20 protein-coding genes and 1 pseudogene are annotated in these 26,511 nt (G+C 71.7%); 10 read left to right on the plus strand and 11 right to left on the minus strand.

Features of this window, described 5'->3' with window-relative positions; all coding sequences use genetic code 11:
* Window positions 1-62 precede the first annotated feature (62 nt).
* From STRNI_RS07570 to STRNI_RS07585, 4 genes are read right to left on the minus strand one after another with little or no spacing between them, the layout of a single operon-like run.
* Entirely contained in the window at window positions 63-995 is a 933-nt protein-coding gene (locus STRNI_RS07570) for a S66 peptidase family protein (protein ID WP_159485156.1), read from the minus strand.
* Complete coding sequence (locus STRNI_RS07575; protein ID WP_274739159.1) at window positions 992-3,019, minus strand: prolyl oligopeptidase family serine peptidase; 2,028 nt, start codon at window positions 3,017-3,019, stop codon at window positions 992-994. The genes STRNI_RS07570 and STRNI_RS07575 overlap by 4 nt, the downstream gene beginning before the upstream one ends.
* Before the next feature lie 45 nt (window positions 3,020-3,064).
* Window positions 3,065-4,429, minus strand: coding sequence for a M20/M25/M40 family metallo-hydrolase (locus STRNI_RS07580; protein ID WP_274739157.1), 1,365 nt, complete (start codon window positions 4,427-4,429; stop codon window positions 3,065-3,067).
* Complete coding sequence (locus STRNI_RS07585; protein ID WP_093645344.1) at window positions 4,422-5,255, minus strand: M55 family metallopeptidase; 834 nt, start codon at window positions 5,253-5,255, stop codon at window positions 4,422-4,424. Before STRNI_RS07585 ends, STRNI_RS07580 begins: the two co-directional genes overlap by 8 nt.
* 515 nt (window positions 5,256-5,770) lie before the next feature.
* On the opposite strand from STRNI_RS07585, the gene STRNI_RS07590 reads away from it, so the two are divergent.
* Window positions 5,771-6,520, plus strand: coding sequence for a PucR family transcriptional regulator (locus STRNI_RS07590; RefSeq protein WP_277410787.1), 750 nt, complete (start codon window positions 5,771-5,773; stop codon window positions 6,518-6,520).
* A 287-nt stretch (window positions 6,521-6,807) separates the two neighbouring features.
* Window positions 6,808-7,683: a serine hydrolase gene (locus STRNI_RS07595; RefSeq protein WP_274739154.1), complete on the plus strand. Its 876-nt coding sequence runs from the start codon at window positions 6,808-6,810 to the stop codon at window positions 7,681-7,683.
* A gap of 85 nt (window positions 7,684-7,768) precedes the next feature.
* On the opposite strand, the gene STRNI_RS07600 is transcribed toward STRNI_RS07595, so the two are convergent.
* Complete coding sequence (locus tag STRNI_RS07600) at window positions 7,769-8,860, minus strand: hypothetical protein (RefSeq protein ID WP_274739152.1); 1,092 nt, start codon at window positions 8,858-8,860, stop codon at window positions 7,769-7,771.
* 315 nt (window positions 8,861-9,175) lie between these two features.
* Between STRNI_RS07600 and STRNI_RS07605 the strand changes: the two genes are divergently transcribed.
* Window positions 9,176-10,027, plus strand: coding sequence for a class I SAM-dependent methyltransferase (locus tag STRNI_RS07605; RefSeq protein ID WP_167540494.1), 852 nt, complete (start codon window positions 9,176-9,178; stop codon window positions 10,025-10,027).
* Here STRNI_RS07605 and STRNI_RS07610 read toward each other — a convergent pair.
* The 3 genes from STRNI_RS07610 to STRNI_RS07620 all read right to left on the minus strand — a co-directional run bounded on the left by STRNI_RS07610 (window position 10,018) and on the right by STRNI_RS07620 (window position 14,427).
* Window positions 10,018-10,956, minus strand: a complete 939-nt coding sequence (locus STRNI_RS07610) for an alpha/beta fold hydrolase (protein WP_274739151.1) — start codon at window positions 10,954-10,956, stop codon at window positions 10,018-10,020. The two genes, STRNI_RS07605 and STRNI_RS07610, sit on opposite strands and share 10 nt — an antisense overlap.
* Before the next feature lie 129 nt (window positions 10,957-11,085).
* Window positions 11,086-13,620, minus strand: coding sequence for an MFS transporter (locus STRNI_RS07615; RefSeq protein ID WP_381844882.1), 2,535 nt, complete (start codon window positions 13,618-13,620; stop codon window positions 11,086-11,088).
* 363 nt (window positions 13,621-13,983) lie between these two features.
* Complete coding sequence (locus STRNI_RS07620; protein WP_018090476.1) at window positions 13,984-14,427, minus strand: SRPBCC family protein; 444 nt, start codon at window positions 14,425-14,427, stop codon at window positions 13,984-13,986.
* A gap of 157 nt (window positions 14,428-14,584) precedes the next feature.
* Here STRNI_RS07620 and STRNI_RS07625 point away from each other — a divergent pair, with 157 nt between their 5' ends.
* Window positions 14,585-15,634: an Rv2578c family radical SAM protein gene (locus STRNI_RS07625; RefSeq protein ID WP_159485170.1), complete on the plus strand. Its 1,050-nt coding sequence runs from the start codon at window positions 14,585-14,587 to the stop codon at window positions 15,632-15,634.
* 31 nt (window positions 15,635-15,665) lie between these two features.
* On the opposite strand, the gene STRNI_RS07630 is transcribed toward STRNI_RS07625, so the two are convergent.
* Together STRNI_RS07630 and STRNI_RS07635 are read right to left on the minus strand one after the other, a co-directional pair.
* Complete coding sequence (locus STRNI_RS07630; protein ID WP_274739147.1) at window positions 15,666-16,025, minus strand: MerR family transcriptional regulator; 360 nt, start codon at window positions 16,023-16,025, stop codon at window positions 15,666-15,668.
* A 72-nt stretch (window positions 16,026-16,097) separates the two neighbouring features.
* Window positions 16,098-16,889 (minus strand): SDR family NAD(P)-dependent oxidoreductase, encoded by a 792-nt coding sequence (locus STRNI_RS07635; RefSeq protein ID WP_277410789.1) that lies wholly within the window; start codon window positions 16,887-16,889, stop codon window positions 16,098-16,100.
* Window positions 16,890-17,054: 165 nt separating this feature from the next.
* On the opposite strand from STRNI_RS07635, the gene STRNI_RS07640 reads away from it, so the two are divergent.
* Window positions 17,055-17,591, plus strand: a complete 537-nt coding sequence (locus STRNI_RS07640) for a GNAT family N-acetyltransferase (RefSeq protein WP_277410790.1) — start codon at window positions 17,055-17,057, stop codon at window positions 17,589-17,591.
* A 321-nt stretch (window positions 17,592-17,912) separates the two neighbouring features.
* Here STRNI_RS07640 and STRNI_RS07645 read toward each other — a convergent pair.
* Window positions 17,913-18,500, minus strand: a pseudogene (locus STRNI_RS07645) (HEAT repeat domain-containing protein); the annotation flags it as partial.
* Window positions 18,501-18,888: 388 nt separating this feature from the next.
* Here STRNI_RS07645 and STRNI_RS07650 point away from each other — a divergent pair.
* From STRNI_RS07650 to STRNI_RS07670, 5 genes are all read left to right on the plus strand, one after another.
* Window positions 18,889-20,709: a 3-hydroxyacyl-CoA dehydrogenase family protein gene (locus STRNI_RS07650; protein ID WP_093645323.1), complete on the plus strand. Its 1,821-nt coding sequence runs from the start codon at window positions 18,889-18,891 to the stop codon at window positions 20,707-20,709.
* Window positions 20,710-20,845: 136 nt separating this feature from the next.
* Window positions 20,846-21,646: a TetR family transcriptional regulator gene (locus STRNI_RS07655; protein WP_187412903.1), complete on the plus strand. Its 801-nt coding sequence runs from the start codon at window positions 20,846-20,848 to the stop codon at window positions 21,644-21,646.
* 516 nt (window positions 21,647-22,162) lie between these two features.
* Window positions 22,163-23,500 carry a crotonyl-CoA carboxylase/reductase gene (gene ccrA / locus STRNI_RS07660; protein WP_018090468.1) on the plus strand — a complete coding sequence of 446 codons (1,338 nt, stop codon included), beginning with the start codon at window positions 22,163-22,165 and terminating at the stop codon, window positions 23,498-23,500.
* Between the two features lie 39 nt (window positions 23,501-23,539).
* On the plus strand, window positions 23,540-25,552 hold the full coding sequence (locus tag STRNI_RS07665; RefSeq protein WP_026169775.1) for a protein meaA: 2,013 nt from the start codon (window positions 23,540-23,542) through the stop codon (window positions 25,550-25,552).
* Window positions 25,549-26,511 carry an HpcH/HpaI aldolase/citrate lyase family protein gene (locus STRNI_RS07670; protein ID WP_109894284.1) on the plus strand — a complete coding sequence of 321 codons (963 nt, stop codon included), beginning with the start codon at window positions 25,549-25,551 and terminating at the stop codon, window positions 26,509-26,511. The genes STRNI_RS07665 and STRNI_RS07670 overlap by 4 nt, the downstream gene beginning before the upstream one ends.

A 26,511-nucleotide genomic window follows, 5' to 3' on the forward strand; every position in this document is an offset into this window, starting at 1 on the left:
GGGGATTTCCCATGAGGCCCTGGAAGGCCGGGCGATGACACTCCGTCAAGACGGTTTGGCGCTCACACCGTCGCCGGCTCCTCGAAGGTCAGCGTGCCGGCCGTGGCGTCCAGCTCGGCGGGGAGGCCCAGCGGAACCGTCAGCGCGGAATCCCCGTGTCCGAAGCCGAACTCCTCGGCCACCGGCACCCCGAGCCCGGCCAGCCGGTCCACCAGCACCTCCCGCACCCGGTCGTAGGGACCGCAGCGGGCCCAGGAGCCGAGCACGATCCCCGCGACCCCGTCCAGCCAGCCGGAGCGCAGGAGTTGGGTGAGCGCCCGGTCGATGCGGTACGGCGGTTCCCCGACGTCCTCCAGCAGGAGCAGCCCGCCCGCCGCGCCCTGCCGGGCCCACGGGGTGCCCAGCTCGGTGGCGAGCATGGCCAGACAGCCGCCGACGGTGACCCCGCGGGCCCGGCCCGGCACCAGCGGCCGGGCGGACGGCGACACCAGGGTGCGGACGGTCTCCGGCGCGAACAGCGTGCGCCGCAGGTGGTCACGGGTGGCGTCGTCCTTGAGGAAGACCTCCCCCGCGACGGCCGGCCCGTGCAGGGTGGACACCCCGGCCCGCACCGCGAACGCCTCGTGCAGCACCGTCACATCGCTGAAGCCGATCAGCGGTTTGGGGGCCGCGGCCCGGAGGGCGTCCCAGTCCAGCAGGTCGACCATCCGCTGGGCGCCGTAGCCACCGCGCGCCGCGAACACCGCTTTGACGGACGGATCGCACCATGCCTCCTGGAGGTCACGGGCCCGCTCCTCGTCGGAGGCGGCGAGATGGCCCAGCGTGGGGTGGGTGCCGCGGGCATGGGGCGCGGCGACCGGGTCGAGATCCCAGCCGCGGAGCACATCCAGCCCGCGGTCCAGCCGCTCCGCCATGAGCGGGCCGCTGGGCGCCACGACCGCCACCCGGTCGCCGGGCCGCAGCCGCGGCGGCCGGACCGCCCCGGGCGGCGTCATCCGCGCAGCTCCAGCGTCGGGACATCGCCGCGGGTGATGCCGAAGGTCTGGGCGTAGAGGGAGAGTTCGGCCTCCACCGCGCGCACGATGGTCTCCGCGCGGCGGAAGCCGTGTCCCTCCCCGGGGAACGGCAGATAGGCGTGCTGTATACCGCGCCCGGCGACCTCGGCGAGGAACCGTTCGCACTGCGCGGGCGGGCAGATCACATCGTCCAGGCCCTGGAGCAGCAGGAAGGGCGCGGTGATCCGGTCCGCGCGGTGCAGCGGCGAGCGCTCGCGGTAGCGGTCGGGCACCTCGGCGAGCGGTCCCACCAGCGAGTCCAGATACCGCGACTCGAAGTCATGGGTCTCGCCGGTGGCCCAGCCGGTCAGGTCCAGGATCGGATAGCTGATGGTGCCGCAGGCGTAGAGGTCGGTGGCGGTCAGGGAGGCGGCTGCGGTCCAGCCGCCGGCGCTGCCGCCGCGGATGGCCAGCCGGGCGCGGTCGGCGGTGCCCTCGTCGGCCAGCGCGCGGGCGACGGCGGCACAGTCCTCGACGTCCACCACACCCCACTGGCCGCGCAGCCGCTCGCGGTACTCCCTGCCGTAGCCCGTCGAGCCGCCGTAGTTGACCTCGGCGACGCCGATGCCACGGGTGGTGAAGTAGGCGATCTCCAGGTCGAGCACCAGCGGGGCCCGGCCGGTGGGGCCGCCGTGCGCCCACACCACGAAGGGCGGCAGCTCACCGTCGGGGGCGCGGTGGTCGGGGTTGTGCGGCGGGTAGATGTGGGCGTGGATGTCCCGCCCGTCGGGGCCGGTGAAGGTCCGGTCGACCGGCCGGGGGTAGTAGGCCGGGTCCAGGACATCGGCATGCCGGCAGGCCAGCACCCGGGCGCGTCCGGTGCAGGTGTCCAGCTCGACGACCTCGTACGAGCTGTGCGGGCCGGCGGCGATGCCGAGGACACGGCTGCCGTGCACGGCGAGGCTGGGCGCCCATTCGGTCCACGGGCCCGCCGCGTCGACCAGCTCGCCGCTCACCGGGTCGAGGATGCCCAGGGAGGTGGCGCCCCGGCCGTGGATCACCGCGAGGGTGCCGTTCTCCAGGGGCAGGAACCAGCGCTGGCCGACGGTCCACAGCGGCCCGCCGAACTCCTCCTGCCGGGCGGGGCACAGCGCGCGGCTCGCCACCACACCGTCGTCCGCCGCGTCGGGGTCGATGCGCTGCAGCTCCCACCAGCCGCTGAGGTCCGAGACGAACAACAGGGAGCCGTCGGCCGCCCACTCGATCTGGGCGACGGACTCACCTGCCGCGCCGCCGTGCGGCGCGCCGGGGCCGAGGTCGCCGACCAGCGGCCGGATGTCCTCGAACTCGCCCTTCCCGGTGACCCGCGCCACCATCGCCAGCGTGCCCTCCCAGGGCATCCGGGGGTGGTCCCAGGCGAGCCAGGCGACCCGCCGTCCGTCCGGGGAGATCCGCGGACCGGTCACGAAGCGATGCCGGTCGTCGCTCAACTCCCTTACCGAGGCCCGGTGTTCGGCGGCGGAGCCGTCGAGCGGCACGGCCGCGATCACCCGGCGCACATCGGTCGGCCGGTCGCCCGTGAACTCCTCCAGGACGCACCACACCTCACCGAGCTCCGGGCGCAGCACCGGATCGGCCCAGCGCAGCCCGTCACCGACGCCGGAGTGCGGGGTGAGCGGGCGCGGGGCCTCGTCGCTGTCCGGTGCGTAGGCGTACAGCCGCTGGTCGGCGAAGTTGCTGAAGACGACCAGCGGTCCGCGCTCGGTGACCGCACCGGCCCAGGGCTGGCCGCCGTACTCCAGTACCCGGCTGCGGACGTTCCAGGGCGCGGGAAGTACCGACTCCTCGGCGCCGGCCGGCCGCCGGCGGACCAGCGCCCGCCGGCCGCCCTCGGCGGGCCGCGGCTCCGTCCACCACACCTCGTCGCCGACGACACCCACGAAGGCCGGCCGGCCGTCGTGCGCCGCGACCATCCGGGCATCTATCGGGGACGTCCAGCCACCGTACGGAGCCGTGGTCACCATGCTGCAGTTCCTCTCCACCACCGGTCGGGCCATGCGTTCGGCCGGTCAGACCGCACGCAGGAAATGATCGAGTACCCGGACACCGAAGTGCAGCCCCTCGACCGGCACACATTCGTCCACACCGTGGAAGAGCGCCTGGTAGTCGAAGCCCTCGGGCAGTTTCAGCGGCGAGAAGCCGTAGCCGGTGATGCCCAGCCGGGAGAACTGCTTGGCGTCGGTGCCGCCGGACATGCAGTACGGCACGACACGGCCGTCCGGGTCGAAGCGCTCGATCGCGGCCCGCATCGCGGCGAACGTCGGAGAGTCGACCGGGGCCTCGAGCGCCACCTCGCGATGGTGGTACTCCCAGCTCACGTCCGGTCCCGTGAGCTCATCCATGGTCGTACGGAACTCCGCCTCGCCGCCGGGGAGCACCCGGCCGTCGACATGGGCGACGGCGGTTCCCGGGATCACATTGACCTTGTAACCGGCCGCCAGCATCGTCGGGTTGGCGCTGTTGCGGACCGTCGGCTCGACCAGTTTGGCGGCCGGGCCGAGCTTGCCGAGCAGCGCGTCGACATCGAAGCGCGGCGAATCGACATCCGCCTCGATGCCCTGCAGCGCGGCGAGTTCGCGGAGCGCGGCCCGTACCGTCGGGGTGAGCCGGACCGGCCAGTCGTGCTCGCCGATCCGGGCCACGGCCGCGGCCAGCCGGCTGACGGCGTTGTCGCGGTTGACCTTCGAGCCGTGCCCGGCCCGTCCCCGGGCGGTCAGCTTCAGCCAGGCCGTCCCGCGCTCCCCCGCGGCGACCGGATACAACTGCATCCCGCCGCCGGCATGGAAGGTGAAGGCCCCGGACTCGCTGATGCCTTCGGTGCAGCCCTCGAAGAGCCCGGGGTGCCGGTCGGCCAGGAAGCCGGAGCCGTCCTCGGCGCTGGCCTCTTCGTCGGCCGTGAAGGCGAGCACGATGTCCCGCCGCGGCCGCACCCCGCTGCGGGCCCATTGGCGGACCACGGCGAGCACCATCGCGTCCATGTTCTTCATGTCGATGGCGCCGCGGCCCCAGACCACACCGTCGCGGATCTCCCCGGAGAAGGGGTGCACACTCCAGTCCGCGGGCTCGGCGGGCACCACGTCGAGATGGCCGTGCACCAGCAGGGCATCGGCCGCGGGGTCGGTGCCCTCGATACGGGCGACCACATTGGTACGGCCCTTGCTGCGCTCCAGCAGCGTCGGCGTCAGTCCGGCCCCGGCCAGCCGCTCGGCGACGTACTCGGCGGCCGGGCGCTCCTGACAGGTGCCGTCACCGGCGTTGCTGGTGTCGATCCGGATCAGGTCGGAGGTGAACCGCACCACCTCGTCGAGCGCCTGCCGGTCCACACCGGGGGCCTGCCCGGTCCCGGGCTCCCCGGCGGACTCCACCTCAGCCATATTGTTCCTCCACGGCGGACGAGACGACGGTGGTGACCGCCTTGAAGCACCGGATGGCCTCGTACATGTTCTGACTCGTATACGCGATGCGGCGCTCCCCGCATCGTTCCACGCCGGGCACGCAGGTGGCCGCGCCCACCAGATGTTCCGCGTCGAATTCCAGCTCGAACCGGAACGGCCCGCGCCGGGACGGTTCATGACGCACCGCCAGCGCCGCTCCCTTGTGGGCGGCGGCCCGGATGTCGGCCGCCGTACGGGCCGGCGGCCGGCAGACCGCCGCATAGCGCGACACATAGTCCTTGACCGCCACACCGGGCGCCTGCGGGGCGTACCCGAGCGCGTCCTGGCAGGTGCGGTCGTCACCGGTGACCAGCACCACGGGGACGCCGTACTCGGCGACCACCAGGGAGTTCAGATAGCCCTCGCTCGCGCGGGTGCCGTCGACCCAGACGCCGGTGAGGGTGTTGGCGAGGTAGGTGTGCGCGAGGACGCCTTCGGTGCCTGCCCCGGTGTGGTAGCCGACGAAGGCGATCCCGTCGACGTCGCCGTGCTGCACACCTTCGACCATGCTCAGCGATTTGTGCCGTCCGGTGAGCATCTGCGCACGCTCGTCGAGCTGTTCCAGCAGGAGATTGCGCATCGTCCAGTGCGCCTCGTTGACCAGCACCTCATCGGCGCCGCCGTCGAAGAATCCGGCAATCGCCGCATTGACGTCGGACGTGAACATATGGCGGCAGCGCTCCCATTGGGGCGTGCCCGGCAGCACATCGGCCGGCCAGGTCACACCCGTGGCGCCCTCCATGTCCGCGGAGATGAGGATTTTCACATGCACCAGTCCCGTCGCAGCTAGGAGGCGGTACGCACGACATCTCACGTCGCCCGGTCACCACAGTTTCGGCGATGCCGAACGGATTGCCCAGCCTAACCAGGGCCTTCTGCCTGACGCCCCGTCCAGCGCGCTCCAGGGCAGCCGCGTTGAGCGCAACCCGCACGACTTCTTCATCACAGCAACACGATTCCTTTCAAGCGGAAGCTGGGGGTACGCTCGTCTCCCACCGCATCTCGCACAGTTTCTGTCGCAAAGCGGAAGGACTTCTGACGGAATCCGTAAGGACTTCTGAACGAGTTCTGTCAGCTGCCGACGGCACATGCCAGGTGAGGTACAACAGGCCGGACCAGCTTCCCACGCGATGAAACAGAGGCAGAATGGTGAGCGAGGCACTCAATGGCGTCCGGTTACCGCAATGCGGTGACACGCGAGCCGACAGCGAAGCCCAACTCGCGATCTTGACCGAACTGATCGCGCAGTCTCTTTGCGATCGCAATCCAGGCTTCAAGGAAGTGATCGAGCGGGGCGGCCCGCAGCAGGTGGCAAGGCTGATCCAGGACGTCCTGCGGTCCGGCCATCCGCTGCCCGAGAAGGTGCGCGCGGTCATGCTGCGCACCGACACCGACATCCATCTGGTGGCGTCCGCGCTGGGCGACTGCCTCGTCAGCACACCGGGCGAAGCGCCGGGCCTGCTGATCCCCGCCGCGCTGGCCGACGGCAAGAGCGGACGGGCCCGGCTGAAGGGCGTCCTGCGCCATCGCGCCGCGGTGGTCGGTCATGCGGTGGCGCCGACGGAGGCCGAGGCCTCCGTGCGCGCCGCGTCCCGGCTGCTGGACCTGGCGTCCGCGCACGACGGCCCCGACGCCGGAGTGGTGTTCGTCGACGACCACCTCTCCTCCCTCGTCCTCCTCCAGGACGAGTCGCTGGCCCACACGCTGATCGCCCGCCGTCTGCGCCCGCTCGCGGGGCTGACGCCGGAGCGGTGCGAGCGCCTGGAGGCCACCCTGCTCGCCTGGCTCGGCGGCATGGGGGCCCCGGAGGTGGCCAAGGCGCTCAGCATCCACCCGCAGACCGTCCGCTACCGGATGCGCCAGCTGGAGAAGCTGTTCGGCCCCCGCCTCCGGGACCCACGGACCCGCTTCGAGATCGAGATGGCCCTCCGCAGCCGCCAGCTGATGGCCGCCGCACGCCGGCGCCGGACGGGCGCGACCCGCCGTCCGCGCGTCACCACCAAGCCGCGTAAGGCCCTGCCACGCCCCTAGGGGGCGTCTTCCCGATCCGGCCTGACCGGGAAGACGCCCCCTGGAGACATGCCCGCATTCGCCCCCGGATTTGGCGAATGTCACATCCCGATACACCCCCCAAATACGGACAATCCACCCATCACGCCCGGGATGTCCGCACCCCCGCCGCGTATCGTCACCGTGACCCATGAAGCGGGACACCGGCCGGCCGCACGGCCGCAGTGGCCCGACGCACATCCGGTCGCACGAGGCCGGCCGCCCCACGGCGGAGCCTCCGGTACACAGCGGGACAGGACACCTTCTCCATGCACGGATCACGCATATCGACCTCCGCGCGCCGCGGGCTGGCCGCGGTCGTGGCTGCCGGATCGCTGCTCACGGTGCTCACCACGGCGACCCCGGCCTCGGCCGGCTCCGCCAGCACGCCGGTGGGCGGCTCCAAGGTCGTGTGCACCTCGAAGAAGCCGGGCCTGGCGCCCGCGCTGTCCCAGGACATCGCCGACGCCCTCCACGGGCGGGAGGGCGCCTCGGCGCTGGCGGTCTACGACCGGCGCACCAGGACCCACTGTGAGTTCAAGGCCGGCGCCCACTTCGACTCGGCGAGTGTGGTGAAGGTCACGGTGCTCGCGGCCCTGCTGCGGCAGGCCGAGGAGGCCCACCGCAAGCTGACCCCGCACGAGAAGCGGCTGGCCACCGCCATGATCACCAAGTCGGACAACAAGTCGACCACCGCGCTGTGGCGCCGCGTCGGCCCGGCCGGCATCAAGCACTTCCTGTCCCTGGCCGGTATGCGGCACACCGTCCCGGGCACGCACGGTGCCTGGGGCCTGACCCAGATCACCGCCGCCGACCAGCTCACACTGATGCAGCTGCTCACCACGGACAACCGGGTGCTCACCGCCGCCTCCCGCGGCTACGCCCTCGACCTGATGCACCGGGTCGTCCCCGACCAGCGGTGGGGCGTCCCCGCCGGCGCCCCGGACCCCGACGCCGTCCACGTCAAGAACGGCTGGCTGCCGCGCAAGACCGACGGCTGGCGGGTGAACAGCGTCGGCACCTTCAACGGCAGCGGGAACGACTACGGCATGGCCGTCCTCTCCACCGGAAACCACACCATGGACGACGGCGTGGCCACCGTCGAGCGCGCCGCCCGGGTCATCCACCGCGATCTGACGCACTGACCTCCGGTCCCACGGCGCCGGGCGGCCGCCCGCATACGCGGCCGCCGATTGTCGTCCACCCGCAGGCAGAGGCGGGCCCCCTCCCTCATCTCCCGCTCGGGAAGATCCGCTGCCCCGGCAGCGCCGGACGGCCGCAGCCCCGGCGCTCGGCCTGGTCCCGGGCGAACGCGACGAGCAGCGGCCGCAGTTCACGCCCCGCGAGAGACCGGCCCGCGCTGTCCGGGTAGCTGCTCGCCTCCCAGTGGGCGGACTCGCCCTCGCAGCGGGCGAGGGCGGCGGTGCCGAAGTGCTCGGTCATCACCTGGCCGTCGTCCGGGAAGCCGCGCGGCAGCCGGACGTTGGCGCCGATCAGTGTGTCGAAGGACTTGTCCGTCCAGTCTCCGTACCAGCCGCTGAACTCGGCGTACTCCGCCCCGCTCGTGCCGTCCACGAGTGCGCAGCTGGTGACCGCCGCATGCGGGTCCGTACGCGCGATGACCCGCCAGTGCTTGCCTCCCGGCTTCTCGGGGAGCCGGGCACGGGCCAGCCAGCCACAGCCGGCGCCGCCCTTCTCCAGCGGCACGGCCGTCGGACGCAGCACCGCCCGCTGCGGCAGTGGCAGCCGCGGCGCACCGCAACCGGCCTTCTCCGCCGCGCCGTTGGCGAGCGAGACGGCGATCCGCAGGGTGGCGGGCGTGCCGTGCTTCTCGTCCCACTTGCCGTTCACCCAGGTGACCAGCCGCCGGTTGCGGCCGAGGGAATCCCGCCCGAGGTCCGGGCACTCCTGCACGAGGTAGTGCCCCAACCCGGCATGGAAGCCGGGGATTCCCGCGGGGAAGACGAACCGCGGCGGGGTGGGGATGGTGAATTCGCCGCTGAGCAGGCGGTCCACCTCTCCGGGATCGGATTCCACCCTCGCCATCAGCGAGAATTCGTGGTCCGACGTGTTCACCCCGCACTTCATCCGACCGTGGGCGAGATCCGCCTCCTCCTCAGCGGCCTGCAGCTGCTTGGTGGGGAGTACCTCCGCCAGGTCGTCCGCCGAGAGCAGTCCCGCGCAGACGTTTGTCGCGTACCACCACGGCTGCCACAGCGGTTTCGCGGCGTACCCACCTCCGGCGAGCACCGCCAGGACCACGACGAGGACGACCACCGCCCTCCGGCCCGGTACCCACTTGCGCCACCCCGCTGCCGCCATGACTCCCCCGTCCCCCTTGGTCCCGCGGCGGATTCCCGGGGAATCCGCGGCAGAAACCCTACGCGCCGTACGGGCACGGGCCGTTGGCGGGCCGCCACGGCCGCATCCGTCCCCTCCCGGCCGCCGTACCAGGCGGTACGACGCAGTACAAGGCGGTACGACTTTGCACTCCCCAGGGTGACCGGCACCCCGAACGGCCCCGTGCGGGGCGGGACCGGGATATCAACGCCGCATGAGCGAGGCAGCGCAGCCGGTGGTCCGCCGGGCCTGCGCGCCGCGGCTCACCGCCCCACACCGCACTCTGGGAGGAACTCGGTGCCAGGCCGCGTCAAGGCAGACCTCAAGGGAGTTCCCGAAACGGCGTTGTGGACGCTCTATCACCGCGCCGCCGAGGCCGCCCGCCCGGACACGGTGCTGCCCGATCCACGCGCCGTACAGCTCCTCACCGAGATCGAGTTCCCCTTCCGGGAGCGGATGGGCGCCGCCCGGCCCTGGCTGGCGCAGGCCATCGCCCTGCGCGCCCTCGGGTTCGACCGAGTGGTGCGCGCGTTTCTCGCCGACCGGCCGGACGGCACCGTGGTCGCTCTCGGCGAGGGCCTGGAGACGCAGTTCTGGCGGGTGGACAACGGCCGGGCCCAGTGGGTCACCGTCGACCTCAACGGCCCGTTGGCGCTGCGGAAGCGCGTCCTGCCGCACGGGGCGCGGCAGCGGCTGGTGGCCTGCGACGCCCGGGACAGCCAGTGGATGGCGGACATCGACCCCTCGCGCGGTGTCCTGGTGACCGCTCAGGGCCTGCTGATGTATCTGCAGCCCGCGCAGGTGACCCGTCTGATCGCCGCCTGCGCCGATGCGTTCCCCGGCGGCACGATGGTCTTCGACACCGTCTCGCGGCGCTTCAGCACCCGCACTCGCACCCGTACGAAGGGGCCGGGCGGTCATCGTCTGCCCCCGATGCCCTGGGGCATGGACGCGGTCGACCGGGACCTTCTGCGGCAGGCCCATCCGGCCATCAGCGAGGTGTCAGAGGTGCCGCTCCCCGCGGGCCGCGGCTTCATCGGCTATCTCGCCCCGCGCGCCGCCGCCCTGCCACTGCTGCGCACGGACCGCCCGCTCATCACCCGGCTGCGCTTCGGTGCGGCCCCCGCCTCCCTCACGGGTCAGCCCTGACGGTTCTCCACCACGCCGAGAAAGGTGTGCACCCGCTCCGCGAGCCGCTCCGGGTACTCCCCGTTGATCGCATGGGAGGCGTCCGGCCAGACCTCCACGGTGCTGTCGCGCAGGGTGCGGGCGCGGGCCGCGGCCTTCCCGGCGTCATGCGCGATGCTCTTCCCGGCGATCAGCGCGAGTACGGGGACGCCGAGGGAGCGCAGCGCGTCCTCGCCGGGCAGGGCCGGGGCCGGGAAGCTGACCTTGAAGTCCCGCATACCGGAGGCGATCAGCCGGCCCTCGATGTGCTCCGAGGCGTCGTCGATCCCGCCCGAGATCCAGCCCAGCAGCCGGTTGCGCAGCCCCTCCGGCATCCCGGGGAGCACACTGCCCAGCGAGACGACGATCATCTTCCAGCTCAGCGGCGCGAAGGTGTTCGCCGGATCCAGCGCGATCACCGACGCGATCCGCTCCGGACGGTGCAGAGCGACCTGCACCGCCAGCCAGCCCCCGATCGACACCCCGAGCACATGCGCCCGGGGCAGGGCGAGCCGGGCGAGCATCTCGTCGATCCAGGCCGCCTGGTCGGTGCCGGACGTCATCGGCGCCGACTGTGCGCTGCAGCCCGGCTCCCCGAGGCCGTCGACGGCGTACACGGGGCGTCCGCTGCGCATCAGCCCCGGCAGATTCGTCCGCCACAGCGGGGTGCACGACTGCCTTCCCGGCATCAGGACGAGCGGCACTCCGTCCCCCGTACCGAAGCGGTACACCCGCACCGCCCCGTACGAGGTGTCCACGGTCCGCTGCTCATCGGGCTCGGGCAGACCGTCCATCGCCTCCCGGTACACCGCCGCGAACCGCTCGAACGCCGCCGCGTCACGGAACGCCCCGATGCGCCGCCGCGCCCATTCCGGCCCGATGCGCGGCTCCGGAAAACTGATCTCCGCCATACGGGCATCCAACCACGGGGGCGCCTGCCGTAGGGGCCGCGGGGGACGGGCCACATCCCATCCCCCTTTAGCTGCGGCATATTTGACGAGGCATCAGATACAGCTGTTACGGCAACCGTCTCGGTGCGTTCAGTCCTCGTGCCCCAGCTGGAGGTCGCGTTCGGTGCGGCCGCCGCCGGCCACCTGGAGGACGGTGGCCACCGGCGGGTATCCGGCGGCGATGACGGTGTACTCGCCGGCCGACAGATCCACGAAGCGGAAGAGCCCGTCGGGCCCGGTGGTCGCCGTGTCGACGACATTGCCGGCGGCGTCGAGCAGAGTGACCCTGGCGTCCTCGACGGGGCGGCCACCGCCGGCCCGTACGGTCCCGCGCAGCACCGCGCCACCGGCGAGCTCGATGTCCTGGCGGGTCTCCCGGGAGGCCTGGACGGTCACCGGCAGCGCGGCGGGGCGGAACGCCGGGGCGCTGGAGGCCAGGGTGTACTCGCCGGCCACCAACTCCCCGATGACATAGCCGCCTTCGCGTCCGCTGCGGGTGGTGGCGACGACCTCGCCGCGTACATCGGTGAGGGTGACCATGGCATCGCGTACGGGCGTGCCGTCGGCGGTGGTGACGGTGCCCGCGAGCCGCCCGGCGCCGCCGAGCACGACATCCAGCTCGACCGGCCGTTCGCCGACCGTGACGGTCACCGCCTGCGGCTGGTGGCCGCCCGCCGACGCGATCAGCACATACGAGCCGGCGCCCGGTGTGCTCAGCGCATACCGTCCGTCCTCTCCGGTGGCGCCGCGGCCGATCTGCCGGCCGGCGACATCGATGAGGGTGAGCGCGGCGCGCGGCACGATGCTGCCGTCGTGGTGCTGGACGGTGCCGCAGACCGGGACGCCGGCCATGACGGCGGTGTGTCCGGTGGTGGTGTGGCGGTGTGCGCGGGTGTAAGGGGAGCCGGGGCCATGGGAGTTGACGGCGTTTGTGTCCGCCGCGGCACGGGCCTGCGGTACGGCGGCGGGGTCGGCCGGGTCGCCGTACGGCATCTGCGGGGACGGGGCGGCCTGCGGGGCAGGAGAGGCGTGGGACACCAGGGGTTTCCCTTTCAGGAAGAAGGCGAGCACAAGGCTCAGGACGAGCACCGGCACGAGAAAAAGGAAGATCCGCGGCATGGCGTCCGCGTACGCGGCGACAGGGCTGTCGCGCAGCGCGGCGGGCAGCGCCCGTACCAGTCGCGGGGTGAGCGACTCCGGAGCGGGCAGCCGCGCCGACCCGGGCAGCCGGTCGCCGAGCCGGCGGGCCAGCCGGTCGGCGAGGAGGATGGCGAAGAGGGCCGCGCCGACGCTGCCGCCGATCTGCCGGACGCAGTGGGTGGCGCCGGTCGCGGCGCCGGGGTCGGGGGTGCGTACGGAGTGCCGCACGGCGAGCACCAGCACCGGCAGGACGAAGCCGATCCCGAGGCCGAGCAGGGCCGTCCCGAGGCTGTAGACCTCCCACGCGGTGTCCTGCTGGCACCGCGACAGCAGCCACATCCCCACCGCGGCCGGCACACACCCCAGGACGGGGAAGACCTTGTGGCGGCCGGTGCGGCTGATGAGGCAGCCGGAGACTAGGGAGGCGATGACGAGGCCGCCCGTCAGGGGCAGCATCAGCAGCCCGGACTCGGTGGCCGTGGCGCCGTCGGCCCTCTGCAGGAAGGCCGGCAGATAGCTGACGGCGCCGAAGAGCGCGAGGCCGACGGCGGCGCCGGTCAGACCGGTGACGTGGAAGACCGAGTCGCGGAACAGCCGCAGCGGGATCAGCGGTTCGGTAGCGAAGTACTCGACCGCGAGGAACAGCAGGGCGGTGCCGAGCGCACCGGCGGCGAGGCCGAGGACGACCCGCGAGTCCCAGGCGTAGGTGGTGCCGCCCCAACTGGCCAGCAGGACCAGGCAGATGGAGAACGCGGCGAGCAGCAGCGCCCCGGCGAGGTCCGGCTTGGCGCGCCTCGTGGGGCGGGGCAGCTTCAGCACGCAGGCGATGACCAGGAACGTCAGCACACCCAACGGAACGTTGAGGGAGAAGCACCAGCGCCAGGAGGCATGGTCGGCGCAGAAGCCGCCGATCAGCGGTCCGGCCACGAAGCCGAGGCCGAAGACGGCGCCGAGCAGACCCGTGTAGCGGCCGCGGGCCCGGGGCGGTACGACATCGGCGATGATCGCCTGGACGCCGATGATCAGCCCGCCGCCGCCGACGCCCTGGACCGCCCGGAAGACGACCAGTTCGTCCATGGTCCGCGACCAGCCGGCCAGCGCCGAGCCGACGGTGAAGACGAGGAGGGCGAAGAGGAAGACGGGCTTACGGCCGAAGAGATCGCCGAGCTTCCCGTAGAGGGGCAGTCCGATGACCGAGGCGAGCAGGTAGGACGTCACCACCCAGGACATCGCGCCCGGACCGTGCAGCTCACCGGCGATCTCCGGGAGCGCGGTGACGATGATGGTCTGGCCGAGGGCGGCGAGCAGCAGCGTCAGCATCAGGCCGGCGACGACCGGCCGGAGACGGCGGGGGCCGAGCGGCGCCGGTGCACCGGGGTGGCCGGGCTCCTCGGGTTCGCCGCTCGCGACCGGAGCCGGGGTCGGGGTCGGTGCCGGAGCAATTGCCGGTGCCGGAGCAATTGGCACTGCCGTTGCCGGAGCCATTGCCGGTGCCATCGGCGCTGCCGTTGCCGTTGCCTTTGGCGTTGCCGTCGTCGCACCGGATACGGGCGGATCGGTTCGCCCGGCCCGCTCGCTCAGGGTGGTCCCGCCCACGTGCTGCTCCCCTCGTCACGCCTGTTGCCGCCCAAGTTCTCGCATTGGGCGACAACACCGATCAAGCGCGGCAAAGGGGGTCGGACGGGGCGGGACCGGGCGTCAAGTACGTTGCCCGGGAGGCCTATTGGGCTCCCATCAGGGCTTTCCGTACGGAACCGCTCCGGCGGGCCGCACACTTCGACTCGGCGGAAACCACCCGAACCGGTGAGTGTGACGGCATGCATGCCGGGTGACGGGAGTGACGGCCGCTCACTTCTCCACGTGGGCGGCGAGGTTGGCGAGCAGGCTGTCGTAGATCCGGCCGAGCCCCTTGGGGGCGAAGGTCCTCTCGAAGAAGCCGCCGATACCGCCGGCGCCCTGCCAGGTGGTGGTGACGACGACCTTGGCGCGCCCTTCACCGGCCGGGGTGATGACCCAGGTGGTCACCATCGAGGAGTTGCGGTCCTTCTCCACGAGCTGGCCGTCGGTCGGCTCGTCGACCTCCAGCAGGCAGTCACGCACCCGCTTGCTCGTGGCCTGGAGCTTCCAGTGGACGAGGGTGCCCTTGCCGTCGCCGCCCTCGCGGACCTCGTACTCGCTGAAGTGCTCGGGCAGCAGCTGCCGGCGCGTGCCGGTGTAGTCGGCGAGCGCGTCGAACACGTCCTCCGGGTCCGCCGCGATCTCGCGCTGCGTGATGGCCTCGACCTGCCCCATGTGCGTCTTCCTCCAGTAGTAGACCTGCCGGTCCTGCGGTGCGCCGCCAAGCCAACCACCCCTCGGCGGCACGCCCAAATTCAGGGCCGCCGGGCCGCAAGGGAACATGTGTTCTATTATTGCGAAGGGGGCTCGGCAGGATCCAGAAGGAGGCCCGATGCGCTGGGACAATCTCGGCGAAAGCCCGTCCGCGCTGTTCGGCACGGATGTCGTCAGCCGGACGATCGACAGCCCCGACTTCCGCGGGATCACCTTCCACGAGGTGCGCGCCCGCTCGATCGTGAACCGTGTCCCGGGCGCCTCCCGGATGCCGTTCGAATGGACCGTGAACCCCTACCGCGGCTGCAGCCACGCCTGCGTCTACTGCTTCGCCCGCAAGACGCACAGCTACCTCGACCTCGATACCGGGCAGGGCTTCGACTCGCAGATCGTGGTGAAGGTCAACGCCCCCGAGCTGCTGCGCCGCGAGCTGTCCGGGCGCCGCTGGCGCGGCGACCACATAGCGATGGGCACCAACGTCGACTGCTATCAGCGCGCCGAGGGCCGCTACCGCCTGATGCCCGGCATCATCGCCGCACTGCGCGATCACGCGAACCCGTTCTCGATCCTCACCAAGGGCACGCTCATCCTGCGCGATCTGCCGCTGCTGCAGCAGGCCGCCGAGGTCACCGACGTCGGCATCTCGGTCTCCGTCGGCTTCCTGGACCGCGAGCTGTGGCGCACGGTCGAGCCCGGTACCCCCGCCCCGGACCGCCGGCTGGACGTGGTGCGGACGCTCACCGCGCACGGCATCCCCTGCGGTGTGCTGATGGCGCCGGTGATCCCGTTCCTCGGGGACGCACCGGAGCAGCTGCGGGCCACGGTCCGGGCCATCGCGGAGGCCGGCGCCGGTTCCGTCACCCCGCTGGTGCTGCATCTGCGGCCCGGCGCCCGCGAGTGGTTCATGGCGTGGCTGGGGCAGCACCATCCGCATCTGGTACGGCGTTACACGACGATGTACGCGGACGGCGCCTACGCCCCCACGTGGTACCAGCGCCGGATCACCCGCCAGGTCCATGAATTCGCCGCGGAGTACGGCATCGGGCCCGCCCGGCCCGGCGAGGCCCGCCGCATCCCGCCACCGGACACCGCTCCCGGACCGGCCGGCAACCTTGGCGACCAGGCCTCCGACCGCCCTGCGGAACCGACCCAGTTGACCCTGATCTGACCCTGCCGCGGCCCTAAGGGGTGCCTCCGTTCTAGGCCTGGCCGGGCGGCACCGATTCCAGGGCCCGCGCCAGCCGGTCGCGGGCCTCGGTCTGGGCGGCGATCCGCTCATCGATGACCGCGAGCCGCTCGCGGGCGATACGCAGCCCCTCGGGCGACGGCGCGGCGGTGGTCATATCGCCGTCCAGACAGGGTGTGAAGCAGTGGACGTCGGCGAGCGTGAGCCCGGCCGCCAGGAGGTGGCAGATGTTGCGGACCCGTACGGCCGCGTGTGCGTCGTAGACGCGATAGCCGTTCGCCGCCCGCTCCGAGGTGATCAGCCCCTCGCGTTCGTAGTTGCGCAGTGCGCGCGGCGACGCCCCCGTCAGCTGCGCCAGCTCCCCGATCCGCACCGGATCACCTCCCCTGTCCGGCACCGTTTCTACCAGGGCGGGGCGCGCGGCCCCGACCCGGCCGCCGGTCCGTCAGCCGACCACCGCTCCCCCGTCGACCGGGAGGACCACCCCGGTCACGAAGGACGCGGACGGCGCGGCGAGCCGGGTGACGGCCCAGGCCACCTCCTCGGGGCGGCCCACCCGCCCCAGAGGGGTGTGCGCGATCTGCCACTCCCGTACGGCCGCCCGCTGCTCCGGGGACCACCCTTGGTGCCGTGCGATCGGGGTCTCGATCGCCCCGGGCGCGACCGCGACGACCCGTACACCGCGCGGTGCCAGCTCCACCGCCCAGCTACGGGTGAGGAGTTCGAGTCCGGTCTTCGTCGCGGCGTAGACCGAGTTGCCCGGCCAGCCCCGCTGGCCGACCGAGGTGCTGATGTTGACCACCACCCCGCCGGTCCGCTCCAGGTGGGGGACGGCCGCCTGGGTCATCAGTACCGGCGCGACGAGGTTCGTCGCCAGCAGCGGGGCCACCCCTTCCTTGGTGAAGCTGCCGAGCGCCCCGCTGCCCACCACCGCGGCATTGTTGACCAGCACATCCAGCCGGCCGTAGGTCTCGACCGCGTGGCCGACGAGTTCCTCGGGCGCCCCGTCCGCGGTGATGTCGGCGGCGTACGGCACGATCTCGCCGTCCCCGGTGCCGGCCCCCGCCGCCGTCTCCGCCAGCGGTCCGGGCCGGCGGCCCACCGCCAGTACCCGTGCCCCTTCCGCCGCGAAGGCGTGGGCCGTGGCGCGCCCGATCCCGGTGCCGGCGCCGGTGACGAGCACGACCCTGCGATGCGTTCCGGGCGCGGACGGCCCGGAGTTCCTTGCCTGTTCCATGCCGTGAGTCTCGGACCCTGTCCCCTGGGACAAGGTCAAACGGCGCCCCCCGCGCGGCCGGAGAAACCCCTTGACGGGCCCCCTAACCTCTCGGGCATGGATGGGACCGAGAGGACTTTTGCGCACGTATCCACCCGGCCACCGCGCCCCGTACGGATACGGGAGATGACCGAAGCGGACATCGAAGCCGTCTCCGCGGTGCGGGTCCGCGGCTGGCAGACGGCCTACCGCGGGCTGATGCCCCAGGCGTATCTGGACGCGATGAGCGTGGCGGCGGATGCCGAGCGACGGCGGTCGCGGTTCGGACGCCGGTCGCCGGAGGTGTCGGACCTGGTGGCCGAGCGGGACGGGGAGGTCGTCGGCTGGGCGTGCGTCGGTCCGGCCCGTGACCCCGATATCGCCCCGGGAGCCGGGGAGTTGCCCGCGCCGGAGCCGGCCGCGGGCGAACTGCTCGCCCTCTACGTGGCGCCCGGCCTGATCGGCACCGGCATCGGACGCGCCCTGATGGCCGCCGGCACCGCCCGCGCCCGGGCGCACGGCTTCCACACGCTGTATCTGTGGGTGGTACGCGGCAACACCCGCGCCCAGCGGTTCTACGAGCGGGCCGGCTTCGTTCCGGACGGTGCCGAGGAGGCGTACGAGGTGGGCGGGAGCAGCGTCCCGGAGCTGCGCTACCGACGCCCGCTGACGCCGGAGCCCTGAACCGTCCGCAGCGGTCCGCCGACGAGGAACCGGCCGGAGCGGCCTGCCGAGCGGGAACCGGCCGCAGCGCCCGCCGGCCAGGTACCGGCCCGGCAGAAGCCGGCCTCACGCACCCCTTGGCCGGACAGCCCGTTAGCCGGACAGCCCCTGACCGCCGCCCGGTCCCGCACCCCGCTCCGGGCCGGGGACCCGGCCCGCCGGGCGGGCTGCGCCGGCGTTCTCCCCGTCGTCCGGCCCGTCCGCCGCCGCTGCCCCGTCCGCCGCCGCTGCCCCGTCCGTCGCCGCTGCCCCGTCCGCCGCCGTCACGTCCTCGTGCACCCCCAGCCGCGCCAGGGACGCCGCCGCGGCGGCCGCCAGCCGTGGATGGGTGACGGCGGCGGTGAGTGCGGGGACGGCGCGCCGGTCGCCCAGCGCGCCCAGGCCCTCCACACAGGCGAGCGCCACCCGCCAGTAGGGGTTGTGCGGGGTGAGCAGCCGCTCCAGGGTCGCGATCAGCGCGGGGACGGACTGCGGTGCGCGGAGTTCGGCGAGCAGCCGGACCGGGTGCAGCGCGTAGGCGGTACGCAGCGGATTGGTGGCGAGCGCGGCCGCGGCGCGGGCGGTGCGGGGGTCGCCGAGCCGGCCCAGCGCATGCGCGGCGGTGGCGCAGCGCACCGGGTCGCGGTAGTTCAGTAAGAGCACGAGCGTCTCGAAGGCCCGCTTGTCGCCGGCGCAGCCGAGGATGAAGGCGGCGATCTCCCGGGCCCACAGCGGACGTTCGACGGCGATCAGCATCCGGGCCAGTTCCTCCCGCCCGGCCGGGGTGTTCTTGCGGGCCAGCCCGAGCAGCCGCTCGTAGGCGACCAGATCCTGTGGGGAGCGGAGTTCGGCCCGCACCCGGTCGGTCAACTCGTGGAATTCCTCTTCCATTTGCCGCTCCCCTCCCGCCGGGCCGCCCCGGTTCCCGCGACGTGGCCTGCACCACAGCCTAGTGACCCCCGCTACCCCTGGCGCTCTGGTTACTCACCGGTTAACCTGCTGGAACGAGCAGCACCACTGCTCGGGCGGCCTGGTGACGCAGCCGCCACAGAGTGAAGTCGGTTCGGCACAGCACGACACAGTACGGAGCACACGGCAGGGCCCCGGGACAGGGCTTCCGCCGCGTCTCCCACACCGCCGGCGCTGCCATGGCGCTGCGGCTCCTCGCGGCTTTCCGCCGCTGTTCTGCCGCTGCGATCGCAGGCCTCGCGTCCGCGCGGATACCCCTCAGTCGTCACTTCTCCCCTGCCCTCAGGGGAACACCCTCAGGAGTCTCGCGATGGGCACTCAGTCCACCCCTGATCTCTCAACTCAAGCCCCCTCACTGTCCCTTTCCACCGTGGCCGTCATCGGCCTGGGCACCATGGGCACCGGTATCGCCGAGGTGCTGACCCGGGCCGGCCGTGAGGTCATCGGTATCGACACCGACGAAGCCGCGGCCCGCCACGCCGTCTCCGCCCTCGAATCCGCCACCGCCCGCGCCGTGCAGCGCGAGCGGCTCACGGAGCGCGAGCGCCAGGACGCCCTGGCCCGGTTCCGTACCTTCACCGATCTGCAGGCCGCCGCGGACGCCGATCTCGTCATCGAGGTGGTGCCCGAGGACTACGAGCTCAAGCGGCAGGTCTTCGCCGAGCTGGACGCGGTGGTCCGGCCGGACACCATCCTGGCCACCGGCACCAACGCCCTGTCCGTGACCCGGCTGGCCGCCGATTCGCAGCGCCCCGAGCGGGTGCTCGGCGTGCACTTCTTCAACCCCGCGCCGGCCATGAAGCTGGTCGAGGTGGTCTCCTCGGTGCTGACCGCGCCGACCGCGGTCGCGGCCGTCACCGAGCTCGCCCGCGACCTGGGCAAGGACCCGATCGCGGTGGGTGACCGCCCCGGCTTCGTCGCGGACGGCCTGCTGTTCGGCTATCTGAACCAGGCCGCGGCGATGTACGAGTCCAAGTACGCCACCCGCGAGGACATCGACGCCGCGATGCGGCTCGGCTGCGGTCTGCCCATGGGCCCGCTGGCGCTGCTCGACCTGATCGGCGTGGACACCGCCCGTACGGTCCTGGAGGCGATGTACACCGAGTCCCAGGACCGCCTGCACGCCCCCGCGCCGATCCTGGGCCAGCTGGCCGAGGCGGGGCTGACCGGCCGGAAGGCGGGCCGCGGTTTCTACACGTATGAGGCTCCCGGAAGCGCCACGGTCGTGCCGGACGCGGAGAGCCCGGCGTCCGCCGACGAGCTCGCCGCCGGGCGTACGGTCACCGGCGTCGGTGTGGCCGGTTCCGGGACGATGGCGAGCGGTATCGCCGAGGTCTTCGCCAAGGCGGGCTACAAGGTCGTGCTGGCGGCCCGCAGCCTGGAGAAGGCCGAGAAGGCGAAGGCCAGGATCGCCAAGTCGCTGGGCCGCTCGGTGGACAAGGGCCGGATGAGCGCCGAGACCCGGGACGCCGCGCTGGCCGCGATCACCCCGGCCGGGTCGCTCGACGCGTTCGCCGATGTGGACCTCGCGGTCGAGGCGGTGGCCGAGGATCTGGCGGTCAAGCAGGAGCTGTTCAGGACGCTGGACAAGGTCTGCAAGCCGGGCGCCGTCCTGGCCACCACCACCTCGTCGCTGCCGGTCGTGGCCTGCGCCCGCGCCACCTCGCGCCCGCAGGACGTCATCGGGATGCACTTCTTCAACCCGGCGCCCGCCATGAAGCTGGTCGAGGTGGTCCGTACGGTCCTGACGGCCGACGACGTCCACGCCACCGTGCGGTCGGTCTGCACCAAGGTCCGCAAGCACCCCGTGGACTGCGGCGACCGGGCCGGCTTCATCGTGAACGCGCTGCTGTTCCCGTACTTGAACAACGCGATCAAGATGGTCGAGGAGCACTACGCAACCCTGGACGACATCGACGCCGCCATGAAGCTCGGCGGCGGCTACCCGATGGGCCCGTTCGAACTCCTCGACGTGGTCGGCCTGGACGTGTCACTGGCCATCGAGAAGGTGCTGCACGCGGAGTTCCGCGACCCCGGGCTGGCCCCGTCGCCGCTGCTGGAGCACCTCGTCGCCGCGGGCTGCCTCGGCCGCAAGACGGGCCGCGGCTTCCGTGAGTACGCCCGGCGCTGACGCGTGGCGGCACCCCGGCCCGGCCGGGGGAGGATGGGGTGGACTGCTGGAACCCGACGGCGGTCCACCCCCGCTCACCGGGGCGGAGGTGGCACCTCATGCCGCAGGTCGCGTAAATATGCAGTACCGTCCCCACATGTCCCAGCCCGCTCGTACGCAGCCCTCCGACCCCGACGCCGCCACTCCCGGGACCCGCCGGGCGGCCGCGCAACGGCTCAAAATGCGCCGTGAATTGTCGGCTGCGGCGATGGAGCTGTTCGCGACCAAGGGCTATGAGGCGACGACGGTCGATGAGATCGCGGCCGCCGCGGGCGTCGCCCGGCGCACCTTTTTCCGCCACTTCCGCTCCAAGGAAGAGGCGATCTTCCCCGACCACGACGACACCCTGGTCCGCGCGGAGGCCGTCCTGGACGCCGCCCCGCCGCACGAGAACCCGCTCGACACGGTCTGCCGCGGCATCAAGGAGGTCATGCGGATGTACGCGGCCTCCCCGGCCGTGTCGGTGGCCCGTTACCGCCTGACCCGTGAGGTCCCCACGCTGCGCGAGGCCGAGATCGCCTCGGTGGCCCGCTACGAGCGGCTGTTCACCCGCTACCTGCTGGGCCACTTCGACGAGGGCGCACACCGCGAGGGCGATGACGATCCGCTGCTCGCCGAGGTCGCGGCATCCGCCGTGGTCACCGCGCACAACCATGTCCTGCGGCGCTGGCTGCGGGCCGACGCCCAGGGCGATGTCGAGGCACAGCTCGACCATGCCTTCGCGATCGTCCGGGAGACCTTCGGCGCCGGTATCGGCGCGGGCCGCACCAGCGGTGGGGAGACCCCTCCGGCGTCCGTCTCACGGGAGGGCGAGGTGCTGGTCGCGGTGGCCCGTACGGACGCCCCGCTGGACGAGGTCATGCGCACCATCCGCAAGGCGATCAAAGAGCGGAAGTAGCGGCTCTCCGGCCACCACCGGACACGAGCGCGGCCCGGCACCCTTCGGCTGACCGGGCCGCGACCCGGATGGCGTAACGCCCTCCCCGCACACGCTGCGCACACATCACCTTTCTTTGTGTCACCTCCAGGCCTCCCATCGGCCCTCTTTTGCTCATGCGTGCCGACCAGATGACATCTGAGAGAAATTCTTGGCACTCAGTGTCTTGTCGCCTGGCACGCGGTGTCATACGTTGAAGGTGTCCGGGCGGCCGGCACGCTGATGAACCCACGCGTGCCGGCTGTCCCACCAGCCCTACGTGGCTGTCCGCCCGGATGCCTGCGTCACAGGCACCTCCCAGCTGCCGCTGGGCACCGCGCTCACCCAGCGCTGCCAGGCACCGCGGCCGACGGCTCTGCGACCCCCGCAGAGGCGAAGGCAACGGCGCCACCCCGGCCGAACCGACGGCACCACCTCCGCAACACCCCCGACGTTCCCTCAAGCCGTTCCCTCAACGGACTTCGCCGGAGGCACACCGTGAACGAAATCCTGGACGCAATCCTCGCGCCTGACACCACCAGCGCCGACTTCGCCGGCCTGACCATCCCCGAGTCCTACCGCGCGGTGACCGTGCACAAGGACGAGGCCGACATGTTCTCCGGCCTGGAGACCAAGGAGAAGGACCCCCGCAAGTCGCTGCACGTCGATGAGGTGCCGGTGCCCGAGCTGGGCCCGGGCGAGGCGCTGGTGGCCGTCATGGCCTCCTCCGTGAACTACAACTCCGTGTGGACCTCGATCTTCGAGCCGATGTCGACGTTCGGGTTCCTGGAGCGCTACGGCAAGCTCTCCCCGCTCACCAAGCGGCACGACCTGCCGTACCACGTCATCGGCTCCGACCTGGCCGGCGTGGTCCTGCGCACCGGCCCCGGTGTCAACGCCTGGGGCCCCGGCGACGAGGTCGTCGCGCACTGCCTCTCCGTCGAGCTGGAGTCCTCCGACGGCCACAACGACACGATGCTCGACCCCGAGCAGCGCATCTGGGGCTTCGAGACCAACTTCGGCGGTCTGGCCGAGATCGCGCTGGTCAAGTCCAACCAGCTGATGCCCAAGCCGAAGCACCTGAGCTGGGAGGAGGCGGCGTCGCCCGGTCTGGTCAACTCGACCGCCTACCGCCAGCTCGTCTCGCAGAACGGCGCCGGGATGAAGCAGGGCGACAACGTCCTGATCTGGGGCGCCAGCGGCGGACTCGGCTCGTACGCCACCCAGTTCGCGCTGGCCGGCGGCGCCAACCCGATCTGTGTGGTCTCCTCCGACCAGAAGGCGGAGATCTGCCGGAAGATGGGCGCCGAGGCGATCATCGACCGCAACGCCGAGGGCTACAAGTTCTGGAAGGACGAGCACACCCAGGACCCCAAGGAGTGGAAGCGCTTCGGCAAGCGCATTCGCGAGCTGACCGGCGGCGAGGACGTGGACATCGTCTTCGAGCACCCCGGCCGGGAGACCTTCGGCGCCTCGGTGTACGTCACACGCAAGGGCGGCACCATCGTCACCTGCGCCTCCACCTCGGGCTACAACCACGAGTACGACAACCGCTACCTGTGGATGTCGCTGAAGCGGATCGTCGGCTCGCACTTCGCCAACTACCGCGAGGCGTGGGAGGCCAACCGCCTGATCGCCAAGGGCAAGATCCACCCGACCCTCTCGAAGACGTACACCCTTGAGGAGACCGGACAGGCGGCGTACGACGTGCACCGCAACCTCCACCAGGGCAAGGTCGGCGTGCTGGCACTGGCCCCCGAGGAGGGGATGGGCGTGCGCGACGAAGAAATGCGCGCCAAGCACCTCGACGCCATCAACCGGTTCCGGAACGTCTGAGGCGACTCGGACTCCGGACCACGAAGATACGGGCCTGATATGACTGAGCGTCAGAAGGATCGTCCGTGGCTGATGCGGACGTACGCCGGCCACTCCACCGCCGAGGCGTCCAACGAGCTGTACCGACGCAACCTCGCCAAGGGCCAGACCGGCCTGTCGGTCGCGTTCGACCTCCCGACGCAGACCGGTTACGACCCCGACCACGTCCTCGCCCGCGGCGAGGTCGGCCGGGTCGGGGTCCCCGTGTCCCACCTCGGTGACATGCGACGGCTGTTCCAGGACATCCCGCTGGACCAGATGAACACCTCGATGACCATCAACGCGACGGCCATGTGGCTGCTGGCGCTGTACGAGGTGGTCGCCGAGGAGCAGGGCGCCGACATCTCCAAGCTGTCGGGGACCACGCAGAACGACATCGTCAAGGAGTACCTCTCGCGCGGGACGCATGTCTTCCCGCCGGGACCCTCGCTCCGGCTGACCACCGACATGATCACGTACACGGTGGCGCACATCCCGAAGTGGAACCCGATCAACATCTGCAGCTACCACCTGCAGGAGGCGGGCGCCACACCGGTCCAGGAGATCGCCTACGCGATGTCCACCGCGATAGCGGTGCTGGACGCGGTGCGGGACTCCGGGCAGGTGCCGCCGGAGAAGTTCGGTGATGTCGTGGCCCGTATCTCGTTCTTCGTGAACGCCGGAGTCCGGTTCATCGAGGAGATGTGCAAGATGCGCGCCTTCGGCCGCATCTGGGACAAGATCACCCGCGAGCGCTACGGCATCGAGAACGAGAAGCAGCGCCGGTTCCGCTACGGCGTCCAGGTCAACTCGCTCGGCCTGACCGAGGCGCAGCCGGAGAACAACGTCCAGCGGATCGTCCTGGAGATGCTGGCCGTCACGCTCTCCAAGGACGCCCGCGCCCGCGCGGTGCAACTCCCCGCCTGGAACGAGGCGTTGGGGCTGCCGCGCCCCTGGGACCAGCAGTGGTCCCTGCGTATCCAGCAGGTCCTCGCCCACGAGAGCGATCTGCTGGAGTACGAGGACATCTTCGCCGGCTCGCATGTCATCGAGGCCAAGGTGGACGCCCTGGTCACCGAATGCCTCACCGAGATCGAGCGGATCCAGGAGATGGGCGGCGCGATGGCCGCGGTGGAGTCCGGCTACCTCAAGTCGCAGCTGGTCTCCGCGCACGCCGAGCGGCGGGCCCGGATCGAGGCCGGCGAGGAGAAGATCGTCGGCGTCAACTGCTTCGAGGGCACCGAGCCCAACCCGCTCACCGCGGATCTCGACACGGCCATCATGACCGTCGACCCGGCGAACGAGGCGCGGGTCGTCCAGGCGCTGCACGACTGGCGGGACAACCGCGACGAGACGCGCGCCCAGGACGCGCTGTCGGTCCTGAAGAAGACCGCGGCGGGCGACGGCAACCTCTTCGCGGCGACCGTGGAGTGCGCACGTGCCGGTGTGACGACCGGTGAGTGGGCCTGGGCGCTGCGGGACGTCTTCGGCGAGTTCCGGGCTCCTACGGGCGTCTCCAGCGCCCCCCTGGCGGTCGCCGCCGAGGAGGGCAGCCCGCTCGCCGCGGTCCGCGAGAAGGTCGCCAAGACCGCCGCCGAGCTCGGCAGCGGCAAGCTGCGGCTGCTGGTCGGCAAGCCCGGCCTGGACGGGCACAGCAACGGCGCCGAGCAGATCGCCGTACGGGCCAGGGACGCCGGCTTCGAGGTGATCTACCAGGGCATCCGGCTGACCCCGGAGCAGATCGTCTCGGCCGCCGTCGCCGAGGACGTGCACTGTGTGGGGCTGTCGATCCTGTCGGGCTCGCACGCCGAGCTGGTGCCGGACGTGCTGGCCCGGCTGCGCCGCACCGGCGTGGACGACATGCCGGTCATCGTCGGCGGCATCATCCCCTCCGCCGATGCGGCGGCGCTCCGGGAAGCCGGAGTGGCGGCCGTCTTCACCCCCAAGGATTTCGGTATTACGGAGATCATCGGCCGTATCGTCGACGAAATCCGGAAAGCGAACCAGCTCGACCCTCTGGAGGTCCCCGCATGACCCAGGCTCACCGCCTGCGCCCGCGCCGCTCCTGTCTCGCGGTCCCCGGCAGCAACCCGCGCTTTCTGGAGAAGGCCCAGGGCCTCCCCGCCGACCAGGTCTTCCTGGACCTGGAGGACGCCTGTGCGCCGCTCGCCAAGGAGGGCGCCCGGCACCACATCGTCGAGGCGCTGAACGAGGGCGACTGGACGGGCAAGACGCGGGTCGTGCGGGTCAACGACTGGACGACGCACTGGACGTACCGGGACGTCATCACGGTCGTCGAGGGCGCCGGCCCCAACCTCGACTGCATCATGCTGCCGAAGGTCCAGGACGCCCAGCAGATCGTGGCACTGGACCTGCTGCTGACGCAGATCGAGAAGACCATGGGCTTCGAGGTCGGCAGGATCGGCATCGAGGCGCAGATCGAGAACGCCAAGGGCCTGGTGAACGTCGATGAGATCGCCGGGGCCTCGCCGCGCCTGGAGACCATCATCTTCGGCCCGGCCGACTTCATGGCGTCCATCAACATGAAGTCCCTGGTGGTCGGCGAGCAGCCTCCCGGCTATGGGGCGGATGCGTATCACTACATTCTGATGCGCATTCTGATGGCGGCACGCACCTACGATCTGCAGGCGATCGACGGTCCGTACCTTCAGATCAAGAATGTTGACGGTTACCGCGAGGTCGCCGGCCGCGCCGCCGCCCTCGGCTTCGACGGCAAGTGGGTGCTGCACCCGGGTCAGGTCGAGGCCGCCAACGAGGTGTTCTCCCCCTCCCAGGAGGACTACGACCACGCCGAGCTGATCCTGGACGCCTACGAGTGGCACACCTCGGAGGCAGGCGGAGCCAAGGGTTCCGCGATGCTCGGCGACGAGATGATCGACGAGGCGAGCCGGAAGATGGCGCTGGTCGTCGCCGGCAAGGGCCGGGCCGCCGGCATGATCCGCACGTCCAAGTTCGAGGCCCCGGAGGCTTAA

Origin of the sequence: Streptomyces nigrescens, assembly GCF_027626975.1 — a bacterium.
GTDB classification, from domain to species: Bacteria; Actinomycetota; Actinomycetes; order Streptomycetales; family Streptomycetaceae; genus Streptomyces; species Streptomyces nigrescens.